Origin of the sequence: Palleronia pontilimi (genome assembly GCF_016412875.1) — a bacterium.
GTDB lineage: Bacteria > Pseudomonadota > Alphaproteobacteria > Rhodobacterales > Rhodobacteraceae > Palleronia > Palleronia pontilimi.
On sequence record NZ_JAEKPD010000016.1, the window covers coordinates 69343 to 89298 of the forward strand.

Genomic DNA, 19956 nt, shown 5'->3' on the forward strand with positions numbered 1-19956 from the left:
ACGAGTATGAGCAACACGCACGGCACCTTCGCCGTCATCGGTCTGGGCAATTTCGGCGCGACGGTCGCCAAGGAACTGGCCCGCTTCGACAATTACGTGATCGGCATCGACCGCGACGAAACCAAGGTCGCAGGCCTGGCCGAAACGCTGGACCAGGCGCTGATCCTCGACGCGCGCGACGAGGAAGCGCTGCGCGACGCCGGGCTCGAAGACTGCACCACCGCGCTGATCGCCATGGGCAGTTCGCTGGAAGCCAGCGTGCTGGCGACCATGAACCTCAAGCTGATCGGCGTCGAGGACATCTGGGCCAAGGCCACGTCGAAGACCCATCACCGCATCCTGTCGCGACTGGGCGTCAGCCGCGTCATCCACCCCGAGGTCGACGTGGGCGTGCAGGTGGCGCAAATGCTGCACAACCCGCTGGTGCGCGACTTCGTGCGGCTGGGCAACGGCTATTACGTCGTCAACCTGACCGCGCCCGAGGAGCTGAACGGCCGCAAGCTGGCCGCTCTGAAGCTGGGCAAGTTCGATCTGCGCTGCGTCGGCGTCATGCGCGGCACCGATTTCCTGGGCCGCGACGGCGACGACATCACGCTCGAGCAGGAAGACCGGATCATGCTTCTGGGACGAAGGGCCGACCTGCGCGCCTTCACGTCGAGCCTGTGAAGACCGGACTGCGGCGCTGGCTGAAATCGCTGCCGCCGCCGGGCCTTCTGACGGCGCTTTACGCGATCTTCATCAGCCTGGGCGCGGTGGTTCTGTGGCTGCCGATCTCGCATCACGGCGGGGTCGGCTTCGACGACGCGCTGTTCACGTCGGTCTCGGCGGTGACGGTGACTGGGCTGATCGTGGTCGATACCGGGTCGGCCTTCACGATCTTCGGTCAGGTGGTGCTGGCGCTGCTGATCCAGCTGGGCGGATTGGGGCTGATGGCCTTCGCGGTGCTGCTGCTGTCGGCGCTGGGCCTTCCCGTCGGGATGCCGTCGCGGATGGTGCTGCGCGAAGAGGTCAACCAGACCTCGATCAGCGGGCTGGGTCCGCTGGTGCGGCTGATCTTCAGCGTCGCGATCGTGGTCGAGGCGGCGGGCGCCGTCGTGCTGGCCTTCGACCTGGTCCCGCGCGAGGGCTGGGCCATGGGCATATGGCACGCGATCTTCCATTCGGTGTCGGCCTTCAACAACGCAGGATTCTCGACCTTTCCCGATTCGCTCATGGGCTACGCGGGAGATGTGTCGGTGAACGTGGCGATCACGCTGATGTTCATCATATCGGGGCTGGGGTTCGTCGTGATCTCGGAGCTGCTGCGCAAGCGCGAGTGGTCGCCCCTGTCGCTGCATTCCAAGCTGATGCTCAGCGGCACGGCGGTGCTGATCGCGGGCAGCTGGCTGCTGTTCGGCCTGCTGGAATGGACCAACCCCGCCACGCTGGGCGGTTTCGGCTCGGTCCACGAGCGGGTGCTGGCAAGCTGGTTCCAGGCCGTGACGCCGCGCACCGCCGGGTTCAACACCATCGACACCACCGCCATGCGCGACAGCACCGCGCTGATGACCATCGGGCTGATGGTGGTGGGCGGCGGCCCTGCGTCGACCGCGGGCGGGATCAAGGTGACGACGGCCATCGTGCTGCTGCTGGGCGTGGTCGCCTTCTTCCGCCGCCGCCGCCAGCTGACCGCCTTCGGCCGCTCGCTGGGCACCGACGAGGTGCTGAAGGTGCTGGCCCTGGTGACGGTCAGCGCCATCCTGATGTTCGGCGTGCTCTTCGCCCTGACCATCACCAACGACATCGACTTCCTGCCGCTGGTCTTCGAGGTCGCATCAGCCTTCGGCACCGTGGGCCTGTCCATGGGCGCGACGCTCGAGCTGGATGGCTGGGGCCGCGCCGTCATCATGGTGCTCATGTTCGCGGGCCGGGTGGGTCCGCTGGCGCTGGGCTTCTTCCTGGCGACGCGCGCGGTGCCGCGGGTGAAATACCCGGCCGGCGAGATCTACCTGGGCTGAGCCTTGCCGCGCGGTGCGGCCCGGCCCATATGTCGCCCCATGACCAGCCTTCAGACAGACACGGCGGCGCCGCGCACACGGCTTCAGGACTTCCTCGAGCGTCCGCGCACCCGCGATGCCATCATCGCGGTGATCCTGTTCAACGCGGTGCTTTTGGGGCTCGAGACATCGCCTCGCATCATGGCCGCCGCCGGGCCGCTGATCGTGGCGCTCGACACCGCGTGCCTTGCGATCTTCGTGGCCGAGATCGCGGCCAAGCTGGTCGCCTATCGGCTGGCCTTCTTCCGGTCCGGCTGGAACGTGTTCGACGCGGCCATCGTCGGCATCGCGCTCTTCCCGGCGGGACAGGGCCTGTCGGTGCTGCGGGCGCTCAGGATCCTGCGGGTGCTGCGCGTCATCTCGGCCGCGCCGCGCCTGCGCCGGGTGGTCGAGGGCTTCGTGACGGCATTGCCGGGGATGGGCAGCGTGTTCCTGCTGATGGCGCTGATCTTCTATATCGGCGCGGTCATGGCGACGAAGCTGTTCGGCGCGGCCTTCCCCGAATGGTTCGGCGACCTGGGGCGCAGCGCCTATTCGCTCTTCCAGATCATGACGCTGGAATCGTGGTCCATGGGCATCGTGCGCCCGGTCATGGACGTCTATCCCTATGCCTGGGCCTTCTTCGTGCCGTTCATCATGGTCACGACCTTCGCGGTGGTGAACCTGCTGGTGGGCCTGATCGTGAACTCGATGCAGGACGCCCACGCCGAAGAGACGAACGCCGCCACGGACGTGTTCCGCGACGAGGTGCTCCTACGGCTGCGGGAGATCGAGCGCCGGCTGGAGCGGCGCGACTAGGCCCGCTTGCCCAGGCTTTCGACGCCCATCACCGACAGCACCTTGGCCTCGATGTCTTCCGCGTTCAGGCCGGCGACCTCGTACATGTCCCTCGGGCTGGCTTGGTCGATGAAGATGTCGGGCAGGACCATGGACCGGAAGATCAGCCCCGCGTCGAACACGCCTTCATCCGCCAGAAGCTGCGCCACGTGGCTGCCGAAACCGCCGATGCTGCCTTCCTCGATGGTGATCAGCGCATCGTGCTCGGCGGCGAGCCGCAGGATCAGCTCTCGGTCCAGCGGCTTGGCGAAGCGGGCATCCGCGACGGTGGGCGTGATGCCCCGCGCCGACAGGTTTTCGACCGCCTCTTCGATCTCTTTCAGGCGCGCGCCGAAGTTCAGCAGGGCCACGCCCTTGCCTTCGCGGATCATGCGGCCCTTGCCGATTTCCAGCACCTGCCCGCGCTCGGGCATCTCGACGCCGGTGCCCTCGCCGCGCGGAAAGCGAAAGGCGATGGGCCCTTCGTCATGGGCGACGGCGGTGGCGACCATGTGTTTCAGTTCCGCCTCGTCCGCGGCGGCCATGACGGTGAAGCCGGGCAGGTTGGCAAGATACGCAATGTCGAAGGCGCCCGCATGGGTCGCGCCGTCGGCCCCCACCAGCCCCGCGCGATCGATGGCGAACCGCACGGGCAGGCGTTGCAGCGCGATGTCGTGCACCACCTGGTCATAGCCACGCTGCAGGAAGGTCGAATAGATCGCGCAGAAGGGCTTCATGCCGCCCGCCGCCAGCCCGCCCGAGAAGGTGACGCCGTGCTGCTCGGCGATGCCCACGTCGAAGGTGCGCGACGGGTAGCGCTCGGCGAACAGGTTCAGGCCAGTGCCGTCGGGCATGGCGGCGGTCACGGCGCAGACGCGATCGTCGCGCGCGGCTTCTTCCAGAAGCGACTTGGCGAACACGCTGGTATAGGACGGCGCGTTGGATTTCGCCTTCTGCTGCGCGCCGGTGATGACGTCGAACTTCCCGACGCCGTGCCCCTTGTCGAGGGCGTTCTCGGCGGGCGCGTAGCCCTTGCCCTTCTTGGTGACCACGTGGATTAGCACCGGACCATCCGCGCGGGCCCGCACGGTCCGCAGGACCGGCAGCAGCTGGTCCAGATCGTGTCCGTCGATGGGCCCGAGATAGGAAAACCCGAGCTCTTCGAACAGCGTGCCGCCGACGACCGAATGCTTCAGCAGGTCCCGGGCGCGACGCGCGCCTTCCTGGAACGGCTGGGGCAGCATCGACACCGCCCCCTTCGCCGCCGCCGCGAATTGCTGGAACGGATCGCCCGCGTAAAGCCGCGACAGGTAGGACGACATGGCGCCGACGGGCGGCGCGATGGACATCTCGTTGTCGTTCAGGATCACGAACAGCCGCTTTTTCAGATGACCCGCGTTGTTGAGCGCCTCGTAGGCCTGGCCCGCACTCATGGCGCCGTCGCCGATCACCGCGATGGCGTCGCCCAGCGCCGGGTCGGGCGCGCCGCCCAGGTCGCGCGCCACCGAAAAGCCCAGCGCCGCGCTGATCGAGGTCGAGCTATGGGCCGCGCCGAACGGGTCATAGGGCGATTCCGAGCGCTTGGTGAACCCGCTCAGCCCGTCCTTCTGGCGCAGGGTGCGGATGCGGTCACGGCGGCCGGTCAGTATCTTGTGCGGATAGCACTGGTGCGACACGTCCCAGACAAGCCGGTCGCGCGGGGTGTCGAAGATCGCGTGGATGGCGACGGTCAGCTCGACCACGCCAAGGCCCGCGCCCAGGTGGCCGCCGGTGTGGCTGACGGCGTCGATCGTCTCGGCCCGAAGCTCGTCGGCGACACGGCGAAGATCGGCATCGCTCATGGTGCGCAAATCGGCGGGGCTTTGAACGCGGTCGAGCGTGGGCGTGCTGGGCTTGGCCATGATGTAACCTTTTCTAGACGCCCCTACCTAGCGCGGCTCGCGGTGCGTGGCAAAGGGACATCACGGGAATGTCGGCTGGATCAAGGGTATCGCGGACCGGGATCTTTCCGGCCGGATGAAGACCGCCCCGCGGCGTCGGGATCAGCGGTCGCGCGCGATGACGAAGCGGGCGCAATCGCGCAGCGGATCGGCCGCCGGGCCATAGGGCGACAATGCATCGCAGGCGCTGTCGACCAGTTCGCGGGCCCGCGCGCGCGCCCCGTCCGCCCCCAGGATCGACACGAACGTGGCCTTGCCCGCGCGGGCATCCTTGCCGACGGCCTTGCCGGTGGTGCCCGCGTCGCCTTCCACGTCGAGCAGGTCGTCGGCGATCTGGAACGCGCGGCCCAGCGCGTCGGCATAGGCGGTCAGCGGCGCGGGATCGGCGCCGCCCAGGATCGCGCCCGCGCGGCCCGACCAGCGCATGAGCGCGCCGGTCTTGCCCGCCTGCAGCCGGGTGATCGCGTCCAGGTCCAGCGGCACGGCGGCCGATTCGGCGGCGATGTCCAGCGCCTGCCCCAGCACCATGCCCTGCGCGCCCGCCGCCAGGGCCATCTCCGCGATCAGGGTCACGCGGGTTGCGGCGTCGGGGTGGCAGTCGTCACCGGCGAGCAGCTGGAAGCACAGGGTCTGCAGCGCGTCGCCCGCCAGGATCGCGGTGGCGTCGTCCCATTTCACGTGGACGGTCGGCTGGCCCCGGCGCAGGTCGTCGTCGTCCATCGCGGGCAGGTCGTCATGCACCAGGCTGTAGGCGTGCAGCGCCTCGATCGCCGCCGCGGCGGTGATGGCGTCCGAAACGCCGTGCAACCGCGCGCCCTCGATCACCAGGAAGCCGCGCAACCGCTTGCCGCCCGACAGCGCGTGGCGCATGGCGTCGTGCACCGGCTGGGTGCCGGTGACGGCGCGGTCCAGCCGCGCCTGCACGTGGACGGCCGCGTCCTTCAGGCGATCGGGAAAGGTCACTGCGTGTCGAGCGGCTCGGTCCCGGTGGGCTGGCCCTCGGCGTCCAGCGTGATCTGGGCGACCTTTTCCTCGGCCTCGGCCAGCTTATCGGCGCAGGCTTTCTTCAGCGCCGCGCCACGCTGGTAAAGCGCGATGGACTGGTCCAGCGGCACATCGCCCGAATCGAGCTTGGCGACCACCTGTTCCAGCTCGGCCATGGCCTGCTCGAAGGACAGCTTTTCCACCGGGGTCTCGTCGCTCATGGGTCGCGCTCCATCAGGGTTGTGACATGGGCGGCCACCGACGCACCCAGCGCGTCCAGATCATATCCGCCCTCCAAAGTCGAGACGATGCGCCCGCCACAAACCGCGTCCGCCACGTCGGCCAGCCGCCCCGTGAGCCAGGCGAAATCTTCCGTCTGCCAATCCAGCTGCGCCAGCGGATCGTCGGTGTGGGCGTCGAACCCGGCCGAGACCAGGATCAGCTCGGGCGCCCAGTCCAGCAGCTTCGGAAACACGCGGTCCTCGTAAATCGCGCGCATGGCGCTGCCATCGCTGAAGGGCGCCAAGGGCAGGTTGACGATCTGGCCGTGCGCGCCCCGCTCGGACGGCGCACCCGTGCCGGGATACAGCGGCGACTGGTGCGAGCTGACGAACAGCGCGCGCGCCTCGTCCCACAGCAGATCCTGCGTGCCGTTGCCGTGATGCACGTCGAAATCGACGACGGCGACGCGGGACAGGCCGCGCCGCTCCAGCGCGTGGCGCGCGGCGATGGCGACATTGCCGAACAGGCAGAACCCCATGGCAGTGCTGCGTTCCGCGTGGTGGCCGGGCGGGCGGCAGCCCACGAAGGCCGCGCGCGCGTCGCCGTACAGCACCGCGTCCACCGCGGCGACGCAGCCGCCCACGCCGCGCAGGGCGGCTTCCACCGAGCCGTGCGTCATGTGGGTGTCGGCATCGAGCTGCACCCAGCCCTCGGCGGGCTCGGCGGCGCGCACCTTCGACAGGTAGGCTTGCGGATGGCACAGCAGTACGTCGGAATCGTCGCAGACCGGCGCTTCGCGGCGATCGAGCCCTTCCAGACCGGCCAGCGCGGCGCGGATCGCTTCCAGCCGCGCCACCTGCTCGGGGTGGCCCGGCGGCGTGACATGCGCCAGGCCCGCGTCGGTGGAATAATAGAGCAAACGCCCCTCCTTCATCTTTCCGGAAATACCTCACGGGGGGTCCGGGGGTGTGAAACCCCCGGCCTTCGCTAGTCGCTCATCAGAACGTAGCCCGCGCCGCGCACGGTCTGCAAATAGCGCGGCTGTTTCGGGTCGGCCTCGATCTTGCGGCGCAGCCGGGTGATCTGCACATCCACGGCCCGGTCCTGCGCGCTTTCGCCGTCGGGACCGGTGCGGCCCAAATCCTCGATCAGCTGCGCGCGGCTGACCGTGTCGCCGACCTGGCCCGCGAAGATGCGCATCAGCTGCCCCTCGGTCGAGGTCAGGCGAATCATCTCGTCCCCGTGCCAAAGCTCGCCGCGCGCGATGTCGTAGCGGATCGGGCCCAGTTGCAGCACCTTCGGCCGCGTGTCCTCGGCGGCTTCATGCGGAACGCGGCGCAGGATGGCGTTGATCCTGAGCAGCAATTCCTTCGGCTCGAAGGGCTTGGCCAGGTAATCGTCCGCCCCCGCTTCCAGACCGTCGATCCGGTCCGACGTGCCGCCCTTGGCGGTGAGCAGCAGGATCGGCATGTCGCGGGTCTTGCGCAAATCGCGGGTCAGCGCCACGCCGTTCTCGCCCGGCATCATCACGTCGAGCACCATCAGGTCGAAATCCAGACCCTCGAGCAAGCGGCGCGCATGGGCCGCGTCGCGCGCGCCCGAGACATAAAAGCCGTTGCGCGCCAGGAACTTGCACAAAAGCGTGCGGATCCGCTCGTCGTCGTCGACGATCAGCAGGTGGGCGTCGGGATCGAGGATCATTCGGACACCTCCTGCACGGCATCGAATTGGTGTTTCTGCTCGGGATCCATCATCGCCTCCAGCACGGCGCGAAACCCCGCAACGGCTTGCGGTCCTGCGTCCCGGAAGGCGGCGCGCATCCGTGCGCGCTGCGCCTCGCTCAGCTCGGATTCAAGTGCTGCGCCCTTGTCGGTCAGAAACAGGTGCCGTTCGCGCTTGTCGCGTCGGCCCACGCGGCTTTCGACCAGCCCGTCCTCGATCAGGGTGCGCAGCACGCGGTTCAGCGATTGCTTGGTCACGCCCAGGATGGCCAGCAGGTTGTTGACCGTCGTGCCCGGCGTGCGGTTGATGAAATGGACCGCGCGGTGATGGGCGCGGCCATAGCCGTGATCGGCCAGGATCCGGTCGGGATCGGCGGTGAACCCGCGATAGGCGAAGAACATCGCCTCGATCCCGCGCCGCAAATGGGCATCGGTCAGGAATAACAGGCTTTCGCCGCTGCCGCGCGTGTTGTCCATGGTCGGTCCCCTGCTGTCCCCTTGGCATATTACGTCAGCCTTGTTGACATTCCAAGTCACGACTGTTAGCCGAGACTCGGAAAATACGAAACATTATGTCCGAAACGGACATTAACACGCAACATCGGCAAATCAGGTGGGAGACACGCGATGACCGGGGGCTATGACGACCGCGACGGCAAGATCTGGATGGACGGCCAGCTGGTCGAATGGCGCGATGCCAAGGTCCACATCCTGACCCACGCGCTGCATTACGCAAGTTCGGTCTTCGAGGGCGAGCGTTGCTACAACGGCAAGATCTTCCGCTCGCGCGATCACTCTGAACGGCTGCGGCGTTCGGCAAACCTGATCGACTTCGAAATCCCCTATTCGGTGGACGAAATCGAAGCCGCGAAAGAGGCGACGCTGAAGGCCAACAACCTGACCGACGCCTACGTGCGCGCGATCGCGTGGCGCGGCGCGGGGCCCGACATGGGCGTCGCCTCGGCCCGCAACCCGGTCCGCATGGCGGTGGCGGCCTGGGAATGGGGCAATTACTACGGTGACGCCAAGATGAAGGGCGCGAAGCTCGACCTCGCCAAGTGGAAGCGCCCGTCTCCCGAGACGATCCCCTGCGAGGCCAAGGCCGCCGGGCTCTACATGATCTGCACCATGTCAAAGCACGCGGCCGAGGCGAAGGGCTGCTCGGACGCGATGATGCTGGACTACCGCGGATACGTGGCCGAGGCGACGGGGGCCAACATTTTCTTCGTCAAGGACGGCGAGGTGCACACCCCCACGCCCGATTGCTTCCTGAACGGGCTGACCCGGCAGACGGTGCTGGGAATGCTGCGCGACAAGGGCGTCCCCGTCCACGAGCGCCACATCATGCCCGAAGAGCTGGAAGGGTTCGAGCAGTGCTGGCTGACCGGCACCGCCGCCGAAGTGACCCCTGTGGGCCAGATCGGCGACTACCGCTTCGAAGTGGGCGCGCTGACCCGCGACGTGGCCGAAAGCTACGAAAAACTGGTGCGCAGCTAGCCCGAAGCGCCTAGCTGCGGTGGCCGCGCTTGATCTTCAGGAACGCGGGAAGCTGCGCGCCGGTGCGCAGCTTCTGCTTGCGGTCCAGCGTGGCGATCAGGCGGCTGATGCCGCCGCGCGCCTCGGACGTGCGGATCTTCAGGAAACTGCGGACCGCGCGGGGCGATTGCTTGGGGCCAACGTGGTCCAGGATATGACGTGACACGACGAACACTCCTTTTGGCTGGTCTGGGTTCAGGTCACTGGTTGTAACACGGATGCGCGCGGATTTCACCTGCCGCGTCCCGTCGTGCCCATGGCGCGCGCTTTTCGGCGCGCGGTGGCGCCCCCTGCCCGTCAGCCCAGCCCGAACCCCGCATAGGGCAGGAACCGCACCGGGTCGCCCCGCGCCACCACGACCGCCCCGTCGGGCAGTTCGACCAGCCCGTCGGCCCAGCTGAGCCCCGAGATCCGCCCCGAGCCTTCCGAGCCGAACACCTCGACTCCCTCCGGCCCGATCCGCGCGCGCAGATACTCGCGCCGTCCCGGCTTCTTGCGCTTCTCGAACGCGGCGGGAAGCTGCATCGCCATCGGCGCGACCCACCCGCTGCCCGCAAGCGTCGACAGCGCCGGACGCGCGAAGATCAGCGCGCAGACGAAGGCCGCGACGGGGTTGCCGGGCAGGCCGAAGACCGGCACCCCGTTCCACACGCCCAGCGCCAGCGGACGACCCGGCTTCAGCGCGATCCGCCAGGCAGTCAGGCTGCCGGTCTCGCGCAGCAGGGCCGACACGTGGTCCTCGTCGCCCGCCGACGCGCCGCCCGAGGTCAGGATCACATCCACCTCGGCCCCGTCCAGCCGCGCCCGCAGCGCGTCGCGGTCGTCCGGGACATGGCCCAGGTCCACCGCCGCGTGGCCCCAGCGCGCCGCCATGGCCAGCAGCATCGGGCGGTTGGCATCGAAGGTCCGTCCAGGATCCTCGGTGCTGCCCGGGGCGGCCAGCTCGTCGCCGGTGGACAGCACCCCCACGCGCAGGCGGCGCTGCACCGCGACTTGCGCCAGACCGACGGCCGACAGCAGCGCAAGGTCGGGCGGGCGCAGCCGGTGGCCCGCGGTCAGGGCGACCGCCCCGGCCTGCACGTCCTCGCCCGCTTTGCGGGTGTTGGCGCCCGGCTTGACGGGTCCGTTGAACGCGACCGAGACGCCATCGCTGCGCGTGTCCTCTTCCAGGACGACCGTGTCGACGCCCTCGGGCAACAGCGCGCCGGTCAGGATGCGGATCGCGTGGCCCGGCGGCACCGCGTGGGGATAGGCCGCGCCCGCCGCCGCGCGTCCCGCCACCAGCGGCAGCACATTCGCGCCCGGCACCGACGCGGCATGGGCGAAGCCGAAGCCGTCGACCGCCGTGTTCGCGGCGGGCGGGTTGGCGCGCCGGGCGATGGCGTCTTCGGACAGGATGCGGCCGTCGGCGTCTCCGGTCGGCACCGTCTCGGAGCCGGTCACGGGTTTCAGCCGCTCTCGCAGCAGCGCCAGCGCGTCGTCCACCGGCTGCCACGCGACCCCGGGCGGCAGCGCGAAGCAGTCGTTCGACAGGGGCGGCGGGGCAAGCGGCGGGGCGTCAGTCTCGGGCGGCGCGGTCGCGGCGAGCGCGGTCAGGCGCGCGCGGTGCTCGGCGCCAAGGATCCAGCCTTCCTCGGGCGCCTCGACTTCCATCATGGCGCGCAGTTCGTCGTCCGGAAGGGCCGCCAGCGCGTGGGCCAGCAGGCGCACCTGGTGGCGGTCGCGGACACCGCCCTTGGGAACCGCGCCTTCTATCAGGCCCGGCCAGATCTCGGTCAGCACGGCGGGCGCGTCGTGCCAGTCCTGGAACGGCCAGACCGCCACGCCCTCCAGCCGCCGCAGCCGCGACAGCATGGGAAGCCCCATCAGCGCCTGGCTGCCGACCGTGGGCGGGAAGGCCAGCTGCCAGACCGACGAGGCCGCTTTGGCCACCAGATCGCAGGCGCGCTTCTCGGCCATGCCGTGTCCGGTCCGGTCGTTCCCGCGATAGGGGATGTCGGGATGCGCCTCCTCGCGCGGCTTGCCCCAAAAGGGGCCGGTGCCGCCGAAGAGGCGGTTCAATTCCGAGGCCACGTCGAACCGGTTGTTGCGGCCGCGCGCGTCGTCGGTGATCCGCGCGGCCAGCCAGTCCCACAGGGCCAGCGTGTCGTCGGCGCCGGTCACGGCCCGCGCGAAGCCCGCCGGATAGCCGAAGGGGAAGTCGAACGCGGCCATGACCCGGCGGCCTTGCGCCACCTCGGACGCGATGCGGTCGGCCAGCCAGGCTTCGGCCTCCAGGCGGGTGGGCATGTGGACGGGCGGCTCGGAGACCGTTCCGCGGCTGACGCCGATCCAGATCGCGTCCCGCTCCGCCTTGCGCACACCCTGGGCCGCCGACCAATCCGCCACGATGATGGTGTCGAAGCCGCTCACAACCCGACCTCGGACGCGATGAAATCGGCGATGGCAGCCGTGTCGTCCAGCGCGAAGACCGGGCGGTCAGACAGGGTGACGGGCCCGCCCGCCGCGACCGCGCGGATGGTGGGGTCATTCGGCGCGATCAGCGGGTTACCGGGCTCGGGGCGCCAGGCTTCGACCTTGGGGTGGGTATCGCGCTTCCAGCCTTCGACCAGCACCAGGTCCACCGGGTCCAGCCGGGCCAACAGGTCGGCCAGCAGCGGCTCGGGCGTGCCCCGCAGCTCGGACATGAGCGCCCAGCGGGTGCCCGACGACAGCAGCACCTGCCGCGCGCCGGCCACGCGGTGCCGGTGGCTGTCGCGGCCGGGATGGTCCACGTCGAAGCTGTGATGGGCGTGTTTCAGGGTCGAGACCGCCAGCCCGCGTGCCGTGAACTCGGCCACCAGACGCTCCATCAGGCCGGTCTTGCCAGCGTTCTTCCAGCCGGTCACGCCGTAAAGCTTCATCGCGCCATGTCCCGCGCGCGGGCCAGGTCCTCGGGCGTGTTGACGTTGAAGAACGGATCGCCCGCGTCCGTGGGAAACAGCGCCTGCGCGCAGCCGTGGCGGTCGGTCCAGATGACGACCTTGCGCGTCCCAGCGCCCAGCGCCGCGCGCAGGTCGTCGCGCAGCGCCACGGGCCAGAGGCCGAAGGTCGGGTGGCGGTGGACGCGGTCGCCATCGCGGGTGGCGGCCAGTGCTATGGGCGCGTCCTCGGCCGCCAGTTGCAGGCGCGGGACCAGGTCGCAGGGAAAGAACGGCGTGTCGGCGGCGACGGTGACGATTTGGTCGGCCCCCTGCCCCGCCGCCCAGTCGAGCCCGGCCAACACGCCCGCAAGCGGCCCCGCGAAGCCGTCGACACTGTCGGGAAGGACCGGCAGGCCCAGATCCGCGAAGCGCGCGGGATCGCCATTCGCGTTCAGCGCGATCCCCGCCACCTGCGGCGCCAGCCGGGCGATCACCTCGTCCAGGATGGTCCGGTCGCCCAGCGAAAACAGCCCCTTGTCGCCGCCGCCCATGCGGGTGGCCTGCCCGCCGGCCAAGATCACGCCCAGCGGGGCCTTCATGGCATCCACCGCGGAAGCCGGGCGAAATTTTCACCGAAAATTTCCACGATTTTTCCTGCGAAAAATCGCCCCCGGGGATCAGCCGATAGGATCACGTCGCCGCCTTGGGGTCGGCATCCCGGATCAGCCGGTCCTCGCCCGCAAGGCACATGAACCGCCGCCCGCGCATCCGGCCGATCAGGGTCAGCCCCACCTGCTGCGCGATCTCGACGCCCCAGGCGGTGAAGCCCGAGCGCGAGGCCAGGACCGGGATACCCATATGGGCGCATTTGATGACCATCTCCGACGTCAGCCGCCCCGTCGTGTAAAGGATCTTGTCCGACGGCTCGGCCCCGTGCTTCAGCATCCATCCCGCCACCTTGTCGACGGCGTTGTGGCGGCCCACGTCCTCCATGTAGACCAGCGGGCGGTCGCGGTGACACAGGACCGTGCCGTGGATCGCACCCGCTTCCAGATAGAGCGACGGCGTGCGGTTAATCCGGTCGGCCAGCGCGTAAAGCCAGCTGGTGCGCACTTCGGCGGCGGGCAGCGTCAGCCCTTCGAGCCCTTCCATCATGTCGCCGAACACCGTGCCCACGGCGCAGCCGCTGGTGCGGGTCTTTTTCTTCAGCTTCTCCTCGTGGCTGGTGGGGCTGTCGGTGCGCACCACGACCACCTGCAGATCGTCGTCGTAATCGACGCCCGTCACCGTCTCGCCGTCGCGCAGCATGCCTTGGTTGCGCAGGAAGCCCAGCGCCAGGTAATCGGGATAGTCGCCGATGGTCATGGCGGTGACGATTTCCTGGCCGTTGAGATAGATCGTCAGTGGCCGCTCTTCGACGACGGCGATTTCCTGGCGTTGGCCGTCGTGATCCACGCCCGTCACCGCGCGGGTCAGGCCCGGGCGCGCGGGGTCGGGCGCGATGAGATAACCGTCATCACCAGAATGCATTTGATCTTCCATGGGGGCTGGGCCAAGCGTGTTGCGTTCGTGACAGGTTAGGACGTTGCCATGGCAGGCTCCACCCAGAAATCCGCATTCCGCGAGGGCGTTCTGCTGGGCCTGCCCTTCACGCTGGTGATCGTGCCCTTCGGAATGCTGTTCGGCGTCGTCGCCACCGAGGCGGGGCTGGACCTGTGGGCGACGATGGGCTTCTCGGCGCTGGTCATCGCGGGGGCGGCGCAGTTCACCGCGCTGTCGCTGATGGGCGAGGGCGCGCAGACCTGGCTCGTGGTGCTGACGGCGCTGGCGGTGAACCTGCGCATGGCGATGTATTCGGCGGCACTGGTCCCGCACCTGGGGCAGGCCCCCCTGTGGAAGCGGGCCTGCGTGTCCTACCTGATGGTCGATCAGACCTACGCGGCAGCGACCGCGGCCTACGAGCCGCGCGACGGGATGCCGCTCGACGCCAAGCTGGCGCTGTTCTTCGGGGTGGCGACGCCGATCGTGCCGCTCTGGTACGTGTCCACACTGGCGGGCGCGCTGCTGGGATCGGGCGTGCCCGAGGCCTGGGCGCTGGATTTCGCGCTGCCGCTGACCTTCATCGCGATGCTGGGACCGATGCTGCGCACGCTCGCGCATCTGGGCGCGGCCTTCGTGAGCATCGTCCTGAGCCTGGCCTTCGCGGGCCTTCCCGCGGGCGTCGGCCTGCTTCTGGCCGCCATGGCGGCCATGGCCGCGGGCGCGGCGATCGAAACCTGGCAGGAGCGCGCGGCATGAGCGATGCGACCGTCTGGATCGTCATCGTCGCCCTGGGCGCCGGGACCTACCTGATCCGCTTTTCCTTCCTGGGTCTCATCGGATCGCGCCCGATGCCCGCGCTGGTGCTGAAGCTGCTGCGCTACACGGCGGTCGCGATCTTCCCGGGCATCGTCGCGCCGCTGGTGCTGACGCCCGCGGCCACCGGCGGCGCGTTCGATCCGGCCCGCGGACTGGCGGCGGCGATCACGCTTGGCGTGGGGCTGGCGACGCGCAACATGCTGGCCGCCATCGGCGCGGGCGCGGCCAGCCTGTACACGTTTCTGTGGCTGCTCGGCTGAGCGGCCGTCAGTACACCGGGATGGGTGTCGGCGAGTCGCCGAAATTGACGTTGTGGCTGGTATCGACGTTGCTTTCGTCGATCTTGCGGGTGCTCACCCCCGGCAGGGCGCCGAAATCCCGCATGAGCGATTTCGGAAACCACGTCCGCGACACGTCCAGTCCCGCCTCGCGCAGGATGCGGCTGGTCGAATTGGCGCAGGTCGCGCGATTGGCCGAACCGTTGGCAGCCGCTTCGGCGATCAGGGCGTTGGCCACGGCCGGGCTGATCGTGGTTTCCTGCACGATCATGTGGTGCGTGTCGCGCACGTGGTAGTCGATATAGGCTTTTCGGATATCTTCCGTGATCCCGTAATGCAGGTCGCCGCGCTCGGGCACGAACGGGTGGCGGAACGATCCGGCCGGATCCCACAGCACCCGTTGCGATCCGTTGATCAGCAGCGCGGTATGGGCGCCTTCGCCGTTTTCGTTGCTGATGATGGTGTAGAGCGAGATCGACGCAGGCGCTTCGTGGACGTAGGCGCGGCGCTGCACCTCGACCATGGGGGCGGGATTGAAATCGTCCGCGCCGCTGCAGGCCGCGAGCAGAACGAGCGACATAATCGTAATCAGAACACGCATGGGGAACTCAGCCGTTGATCAGCGCAAGCAGGATCAGGGCCACGATGATGACGATCGTGGTGCGCGTCACCCAGGTGATGAAGCTCTGAAACGTCTTTTCCTGGGTCTTGATATCCATGGAGCCATGAGAATGCTTGGCCATCTTGCCTGTCCCTTCGTGTCAGTCCGAGCGCGTCATAGACGATTCCGCGGGCCCTGTCATGACCCCTTCTGCGGTTCGGAGCGCACCGTGATCTGCGCGTCCAGATCGTCCACCAGCCGAAATCCGATCCGGCGCGGGGCCTCTTTGGCGACGCCTTTCGGCAGCGCGCGCAACATCACCGACAACTGGCTGACATGCTGGACCAGCTGCGTGCGCGCGCCCGTGGGGTCGGTGCCGTAAAAGGTGATGATGTCCGGGTCGAAATAGCCCATCCCTTCGATCCGCATGACACCGGACGCATCGCCCGCGAACGCCATCGCGATCTCGTGCTGGTCGTCCAGCTGCTCTTCGAAGTTCTTGATGTAAAGAACCATGCGCTGATACGCCCATTCGGCCGGGCTCTTGGCCTTCTGCGGCTTGGCCGTCACGCTTTTGGGCAGGGGCTCATCCTCGGTGCTTTTCGCATCCGGATCGGTGTGGACGACATGGGCGTGCGGCAGGGCCTCGGCCTCCATCGCTTCGGCGGCGGTCTCGATCCGATCGGCGCTCATTGCAGGACGCGCCGCACGCTGTCGGCCAGCAGGCGCACCACGGTGATCTGGTTCAGATATCCCGTGGCGGGCAATTGCGCGCTTTGCTGATACCGCCGGATCGCCTGCCGGGTCTGGCCGTCGAACGTGCCGTCCACGGGCCCGGTGTCGTAGCCTTCGGCGGCCAGGCGCTGCTCGACGGCGCGACGGGTGATCTGGTTCAGGCCAAGCTGGTCCTCCGCCTGGCGGGCCGCGTCGTTTTCGCTGCTGTCCTGGCGCAGGGCCGCGATCCGGTCGCGGGCCGCTGCCGAAAAGCGTCCCTGCGGGAATTGCCGCAGGTAATCGTCATAGGCCGCGATCGAGTTGGCTTGCTCGGCCTGGTTCCAGGCCTGCGTGTCGCGCGCCAGGGCGTCTTCACCGCGCAGCTCGGACAGCCGTTCGCGGGCTTCGGCCGCGTATCTTCCATCGGGGAACCGGTCCAGGAACCGCCCGAGCCCGTCGACATCGCGGCCCCGTCCGGTTTCGTCCCAGAGGGCGTCTTCGGCACGGGCGCGCTCGGCCTTGCGGGCGCGTTCTTCTTCTTCCAGCAAGGCGGCGCGGCGGCGGGCCTGCTCTTCGATATCCTGGATCATGGGCCGCGTCAGATAGCCCGTCCGGTCCCGGTCATTGGCGCCCTGCCAGCCTTCGATCGCGCCGCGCGTGCCGGGTCCGAACACCCCGTCGATTCCGCGCGTGTCGTAGCCCAGAAGCACCAGGTCGCGCTGGATCGCCTGCCGCGCGGCCTGGTCAAGCGCCAGCGCCTCTTCGGCGCGGCGTTCGTCGGCGAAGGGCTCGTCGCGCAGCGCGTCAAGCCGCTCGGCCGCCTCGTCGGCGAACAGCCCGTCGGGATAGCTGTCGAGGTAAAGCGTGTAGCTGTCCACGCTGTCGCGGTCGCGCATCCGCGTCCAAAGCTGGCGTTCGGCGGACTCGCCGTCGTCTTGAGGGACGGCGGGCTCGACCGCATCGCGCGCGGCCTCGTCCGACAGGAAGGCCAGATCGGGCGTGACGAAGCCCGCGACGCTGGCATTGTTGTCCCCGCTGACCCGTTCGCGGATCGACGCTCCGGGCTTGGCCAGCGTGTCAGACAGGATCGCGCCCGCCGCGCGGGTTCCGGCGCGGATGACGGTGACGCCCTGGGGGATTTCCAGCGCGCCCAGGCCGCTGCTCAGACCGTTGCCCACAGGATCGCGCTTGGCCAGGTCGGTGCCCAGCAGCAGCACCGCGCGCGTGGGCGCGTTGGTCATCAGGCTCATGACCGTCGACAGGGGAATGGCGCTGAGCGTGGCGTCCACCAGCGACGCGCCTTCCGCGTCCACCGGCAGGAACCAGGTCTCGGCATCCGAGTGGACGAACCGCCCCGACAGCACCACCAGAAGCCCGTCGGCGCTGCGGCTTTGCTGTTCCAGCTGCCGCAGGGCGACGCCGATCTCGTCGCGTTCGGCGTTGCGCAGCACCTGGGCGTCGACACCGGCCTCTTCCAGCGCGCGGGCGGCGCGGACGACCGCATCGCCCTGCCGCAGGTTGGCAAGCTCGGCGTAACGCGCATTGCCGACGACAAGCGCCGCGTCCTCGGCCCAGGCGGCGGGGGCGAGCAGGCAAATCAGGGCGGTCAGGCGGGCCAGGTGCATGGGAATTATCCTTTTTCGTAGTCGCGTTTGTCTTCGATGACGATACCGTCGCGGGGCAGCGATCCAGGCGCCACCAGCGTGACGGTGCCGCGCAGCTTCAACGTCTCGCGGATGCTGGCATCATAGGCGTGGGGGTCCGTGGCGTCGGTTTCAAGCGCCACGGACATCGCATCGGCATCGCCGTCGCGGGTCACCGTGACCCGGGCGCGCTGCACGTCCGCGTGACGCGCGATCAGGTCGGCCACCTGTTCGGGTCGGACGAACATGCCCTTGATCTTGGCGGTCTGGTCGGCGCGGCCCATCCAGCCCTTGATGCGCATGTTGGTCCGCCCACACGGGGACGGCCCTGGCAACACCGCGGACAGATCGCCCGTGGCGAAGCGGATCAGCGGGTAGTCGGGGTTGAGCGTGGTGACGATCACCTCGCCCACCTCGCCGTCGGGAACCGGATCGCCGGTGCCGGGGGTCACGATCTCGACGATCACGCCCTCGTCGACGATCAGGCCCTCCATGGCCTCGGATTCGTAGGCGATGTTGCCCAGGTCGGCGGTGGCGTAGCATTGCAGGCAGGCGATGCCGCGCTCCGCGTAGGATTCGCGCAAGGACGGGAACAGCGCCCCGCCCGATACGGCCGCGCGGGTGATGCCCAGCGCCAGCCCCAATTCGTCCGCCTTCTCCAGGATCACCTTCAGGTAATCGGGCGTGCCCGCATAGGCCGTGACCCCCAGCTGCGCGGCCGCGCGCGCCTGCAGTTCGGTCTGTCCGGTGCCCGCGGGCAGCACGGTGGCGCCGACGGCCCGCGCGCCGGACTCGAACATCATCCCCGCGGGCGTCAGGTGGTAGCCGAAGCAGTTCTGCACCACATCGCCCGCGCCGATGCCGCAGGCGCGCAGGAATCGGCCCAGCCGGAACCAGTCACCGTCGATCCGGCCGGGCTCGTAGATCGGTCCAGGCGACTGGAACACGTGGCTGAAGCCCGATAATGGCCCCGCGTAGCCCCCGAAGGGCGGCGCGTCGGTCTGCGCCGCCACCAGGTCGGACTTCCGCAGCACCGGCAACGCTGCGAGCGCGGCGCGGTCCGTCACGCCGCGGGGGCTGTGCCCGCGCAGCGCGCCGTTTCCGTCCAGCGCCTGCGCGCGCGCCACCTGCTCGGGCAGCGCCCTTGCCAGGTCGGCCGCGCGCCGCTCGGCGCTGCGGGTTTCAAGCTCGTCCATCATGAATCCTCCATATGGGCCCGGGCCCCCGACAGGCAAAGACGCAGGCCCGTTATACGATAACGCGCGCCCCTGCCCCCTTCATCTTTCCCGAAATACCTCGGGGAGCGCGAGGGGCAGTGCCCCTCGCTTCCGCCGTCAAGCCAGCCAGCGCTTGCGGCGCCGGTACGAGCGCGTGTCGCGGAACGACTTGCGCCCCTCGTCCGACATGCCCAGGTAGAATTCCTTCACGTCCGGGTTCTCGCGCAGGTCGCTGGCCTTGCCATCCATCACCACGCGCCCCGATTCCAGGATATAGCCGCGACGGGCGAAGCGCAGCGCGACGTTGGTGTTCTGCTCGGCCAGAAGGAAGCTCACGCCCTCGCGCTCGTTCAGATCCTTCACGATGCCGAAGATCTCTTCGACCAGCTGCGGGGCAAGGCCCATCGACGGCTCGTCCAGCAGGATCGTCTCGGGGCGGCTCATCAGCGCGCGGCCGATGGCGCACATCTGCTGCTCGCCGCCCGAGGTATACCCGGCCTGGGACTTCCGCCGCTCCTTCAGCCGGGGAAAATAGGTATAGACCAGCTCCAGGTCCTCTTCGACCCGGGCGCGCCCATCGCCGCGGGTATAGGCGCCGGTCATCAGGTTCTCCTCGATGGTCAGATGCTCGAAGCAGTGGCGCCCTTCCATCACCTGGATGACGCCGCGCCGGACCAGGTCCGAGGGCAGCAGATCCTGCACCCGTTCCCCGCGATAGAGGATCTGCCCCTTCGTGACCTCGCCGCGCTCGGATTTCAGCAGGTTCGAGATGGCCTTCAGCGTGGTCGTCTTCCCGGCGCCGTTGCCCCCAAGAAGTGCCGTGATCCCGCCCTTGGGCACGCTCAGGCTGACGCCTTTCAGCACCAGGATGACCGAGTTGTAGATGACCTCGATGTTGCGCACGTCCAGAAGCGCGTCCTCGGTCCCGGCACTGTCCGCAGGCGTGGTCGCGGCGTCGGTCATGGTCATCGCGGGCATCCCCTGTCT

At 68.8% G+C, this 19956-nt stretch carries 23 protein-coding genes; 6 read left to right on the forward strand and 17 right to left on the reverse strand.

Annotation, left to right across the window (positions count from 1 at the left end; all coding sequences use genetic code 11):
• Positions 1-6 precede the first annotated feature (6 nt).
• The 3 genes from ILP92_RS15135 to ILP92_RS15145 are packed head-to-tail and all read left to right on the forward strand — an operon-like array spanning position 7 to position 2834.
• Entirely contained in the window at positions 7-666 is a 660-nt protein-coding gene (locus tag ILP92_RS15135) for a potassium channel family protein (protein ID WP_198917255.1), read from the forward strand.
• Positions 663-1997 carry a TrkH family potassium uptake protein gene (locus ILP92_RS15140; RefSeq protein ID WP_368667904.1) on the forward strand — a complete coding sequence of 445 codons (1335 nt, stop codon included), beginning with the start codon at positions 663-665 and terminating at the stop codon, positions 1995-1997. The genes ILP92_RS15135 and ILP92_RS15140 overlap by 4 nt, the downstream gene beginning before the upstream one ends.
• Before the next feature lie 39 nt (positions 1998-2036).
• Entirely contained in the window at positions 2037-2834 is a 798-nt protein-coding gene (locus ILP92_RS15145) for an ion transporter (protein ID WP_198917256.1), read from the forward strand.
• Here ILP92_RS15145 and dxs read toward each other — a convergent pair.
• The 6 genes from dxs to ILP92_RS15175 all read right to left on the reverse strand — a co-directional run bounded on the left by dxs (position 2831) and on the right by ILP92_RS15175 (position 8196).
• Positions 2831-4753 (reverse strand): 1-deoxy-D-xylulose-5-phosphate synthase, encoded by a 1923-nt coding sequence (gene dxs / locus ILP92_RS15150; RefSeq protein WP_214650064.1) that lies wholly within the window; start codon positions 4751-4753, stop codon positions 2831-2833. The two genes, ILP92_RS15145 and dxs, sit on opposite strands and share 4 nt — an antisense overlap.
• 141 nt (positions 4754-4894) lie before the next feature.
• Positions 4895-5755 carry a polyprenyl synthetase family protein gene (locus ILP92_RS15155; RefSeq protein ID WP_198917257.1) on the reverse strand — a complete coding sequence of 287 codons (861 nt, stop codon included), beginning with the start codon at positions 5753-5755 and terminating at the stop codon, positions 4895-4897.
• Positions 5752-5997: an exodeoxyribonuclease VII small subunit gene (locus ILP92_RS15160; protein ID WP_198917258.1), complete on the reverse strand. Its 246-nt coding sequence runs from the start codon at positions 5995-5997 to the stop codon at positions 5752-5754. Before ILP92_RS15160 ends, ILP92_RS15155 begins: the two co-directional genes overlap by 4 nt.
• On the reverse strand, positions 5994-6917 hold the full coding sequence (locus ILP92_RS15165) for a histone deacetylase family protein (protein WP_438361559.1): 924 nt from the start codon (positions 6915-6917) through the stop codon (positions 5994-5996). The genes ILP92_RS15160 and ILP92_RS15165 overlap by 4 nt, the downstream gene beginning before the upstream one ends.
• 68 nt (positions 6918-6985) lie before the next feature.
• Positions 6986-7696, reverse strand: a complete 711-nt coding sequence (locus ILP92_RS15170; protein WP_198917321.1) for a response regulator — start codon at positions 7694-7696, stop codon at positions 6986-6988.
• Positions 7696-8196, reverse strand: a complete 501-nt coding sequence (locus ILP92_RS15175) for a MarR family winged helix-turn-helix transcriptional regulator (RefSeq protein ID WP_198917260.1) — start codon at positions 8194-8196, stop codon at positions 7696-7698. Before ILP92_RS15175 ends, ILP92_RS15170 begins: the two co-directional genes overlap by 1 nt.
• Before the next feature lie 150 nt (positions 8197-8346).
• On the opposite strand from ILP92_RS15175, the gene ILP92_RS15180 reads away from it, so the two are divergent.
• On the forward strand, positions 8347-9216 hold the full coding sequence (locus ILP92_RS15180; RefSeq protein WP_198917261.1) for a branched-chain amino acid aminotransferase: 870 nt from the start codon (positions 8347-8349) through the stop codon (positions 9214-9216).
• A gap of 10 nt (positions 9217-9226) precedes the next feature.
• Here ILP92_RS15180 and ILP92_RS15185 read toward each other — a convergent pair whose 3' ends face one another.
• The 5 genes from ILP92_RS15185 to fdhD all read right to left on the reverse strand — a co-directional run bounded on the left by ILP92_RS15185 (position 9227) and on the right by fdhD (position 13688).
• Positions 9227-9421, reverse strand: a complete 195-nt coding sequence (locus ILP92_RS15185; RefSeq protein ID WP_198917262.1) for a hypothetical protein — start codon at positions 9419-9421, stop codon at positions 9227-9229.
• A gap of 131 nt (positions 9422-9552) precedes the next feature.
• The gene (locus ILP92_RS15190) at positions 9553-11667 is read right to left on the reverse strand and encodes a molybdopterin-binding protein (protein WP_198917263.1); all 2115 of its coding nucleotides are present in this window, start codon (positions 11665-11667) and stop codon (positions 9553-9555) included.
• Positions 11664-12158: a molybdopterin-guanine dinucleotide biosynthesis protein B gene (mobB, locus tag ILP92_RS15195; protein ID WP_198917264.1), complete on the reverse strand. Its 495-nt coding sequence runs from the start codon at positions 12156-12158 to the stop codon at positions 11664-11666. Before mobB ends, ILP92_RS15190 begins: the two co-directional genes overlap by 4 nt.
• A complete protein-coding gene (mobA, locus tag ILP92_RS15200) occupies positions 12155-12757 on the reverse strand; it encodes a molybdenum cofactor guanylyltransferase MobA (protein WP_198917265.1) in 603 nt (200 codons plus the stop codon). The genes mobB and mobA overlap by 4 nt, the downstream gene beginning before the upstream one ends.
• Before the next feature lie 91 nt (positions 12758-12848).
• Positions 12849-13688 (reverse strand): formate dehydrogenase accessory sulfurtransferase FdhD, encoded by an 840-nt coding sequence (gene fdhD, locus ILP92_RS15205; RefSeq protein WP_235971471.1) that lies wholly within the window; start codon positions 13686-13688, stop codon positions 12849-12851.
• Positions 13689-13748: 60 nt separating this feature from the next.
• Here fdhD and ILP92_RS15210 point away from each other — a divergent pair, with 60 nt between their 5' ends.
• Together ILP92_RS15210 and ILP92_RS15215 are read left to right on the forward strand one after the other, a co-directional pair.
• A complete protein-coding gene (locus ILP92_RS15210) occupies positions 13749-14456 on the forward strand; it encodes an AzlC family ABC transporter permease (protein ID WP_198917267.1) in 708 nt (235 codons plus the stop codon).
• A complete protein-coding gene (locus tag ILP92_RS15215; RefSeq protein WP_198917268.1) occupies positions 14453-14776 on the forward strand; it encodes an AzlD domain-containing protein in 324 nt (107 codons plus the stop codon). Before ILP92_RS15210 ends, ILP92_RS15215 begins: the two co-directional genes overlap by 4 nt.
• A gap of 7 nt (positions 14777-14783) precedes the next feature.
• Here the strand turns inward: ILP92_RS15215 and ILP92_RS15220 are convergent, their stop codons facing one another.
• The 6 genes from ILP92_RS15220 to ILP92_RS15245 all read right to left on the reverse strand — a co-directional run bounded on the left by ILP92_RS15220 (position 14784) and on the right by ILP92_RS15245 (position 19932).
• Positions 14784-15374 (reverse strand): hypothetical protein, encoded by a 591-nt coding sequence (locus ILP92_RS15220; protein WP_235971473.1) that lies wholly within the window; start codon positions 15372-15374, stop codon positions 14784-14786.
• Positions 15375-15402: 28 nt separating this feature from the next.
• Positions 15403-15537: an aa3-type cytochrome c oxidase subunit IV gene (locus tag ILP92_RS15225; RefSeq protein ID WP_198917270.1), complete on the reverse strand. Its 135-nt coding sequence runs from the start codon at positions 15535-15537 to the stop codon at positions 15403-15405.
• A 56-nt stretch (positions 15538-15593) separates the two neighbouring features.
• The gene (locus ILP92_RS15230) at positions 15594-16088 is read right to left on the reverse strand and encodes a DUF6173 family protein (protein ID WP_198917271.1); all 495 of its coding nucleotides are present in this window, start codon (positions 16086-16088) and stop codon (positions 15594-15596) included.
• Complete coding sequence (locus ILP92_RS15235; RefSeq protein ID WP_198917272.1) at positions 16085-17734, reverse strand: peptidoglycan-binding domain-containing protein; 1650 nt, start codon at positions 17732-17734, stop codon at positions 16085-16087. The genes ILP92_RS15230 and ILP92_RS15235 overlap by 4 nt, the downstream gene beginning before the upstream one ends.
• Positions 17735-17739: 5 nt before the next feature.
• Positions 17740-18951, reverse strand: a complete 1212-nt coding sequence (locus ILP92_RS15240) for a phenylacetate--CoA ligase family protein (RefSeq protein WP_198917273.1) — start codon at positions 18949-18951, stop codon at positions 17740-17742.
• 135 nt (positions 18952-19086) lie between these two features.
• Complete coding sequence (locus tag ILP92_RS15245) at positions 19087-19932, reverse strand: ABC transporter ATP-binding protein (protein WP_198917322.1); 846 nt, start codon at positions 19930-19932, stop codon at positions 19087-19089.
• Positions 19933-19956 lie beyond the last annotated feature (24 nt).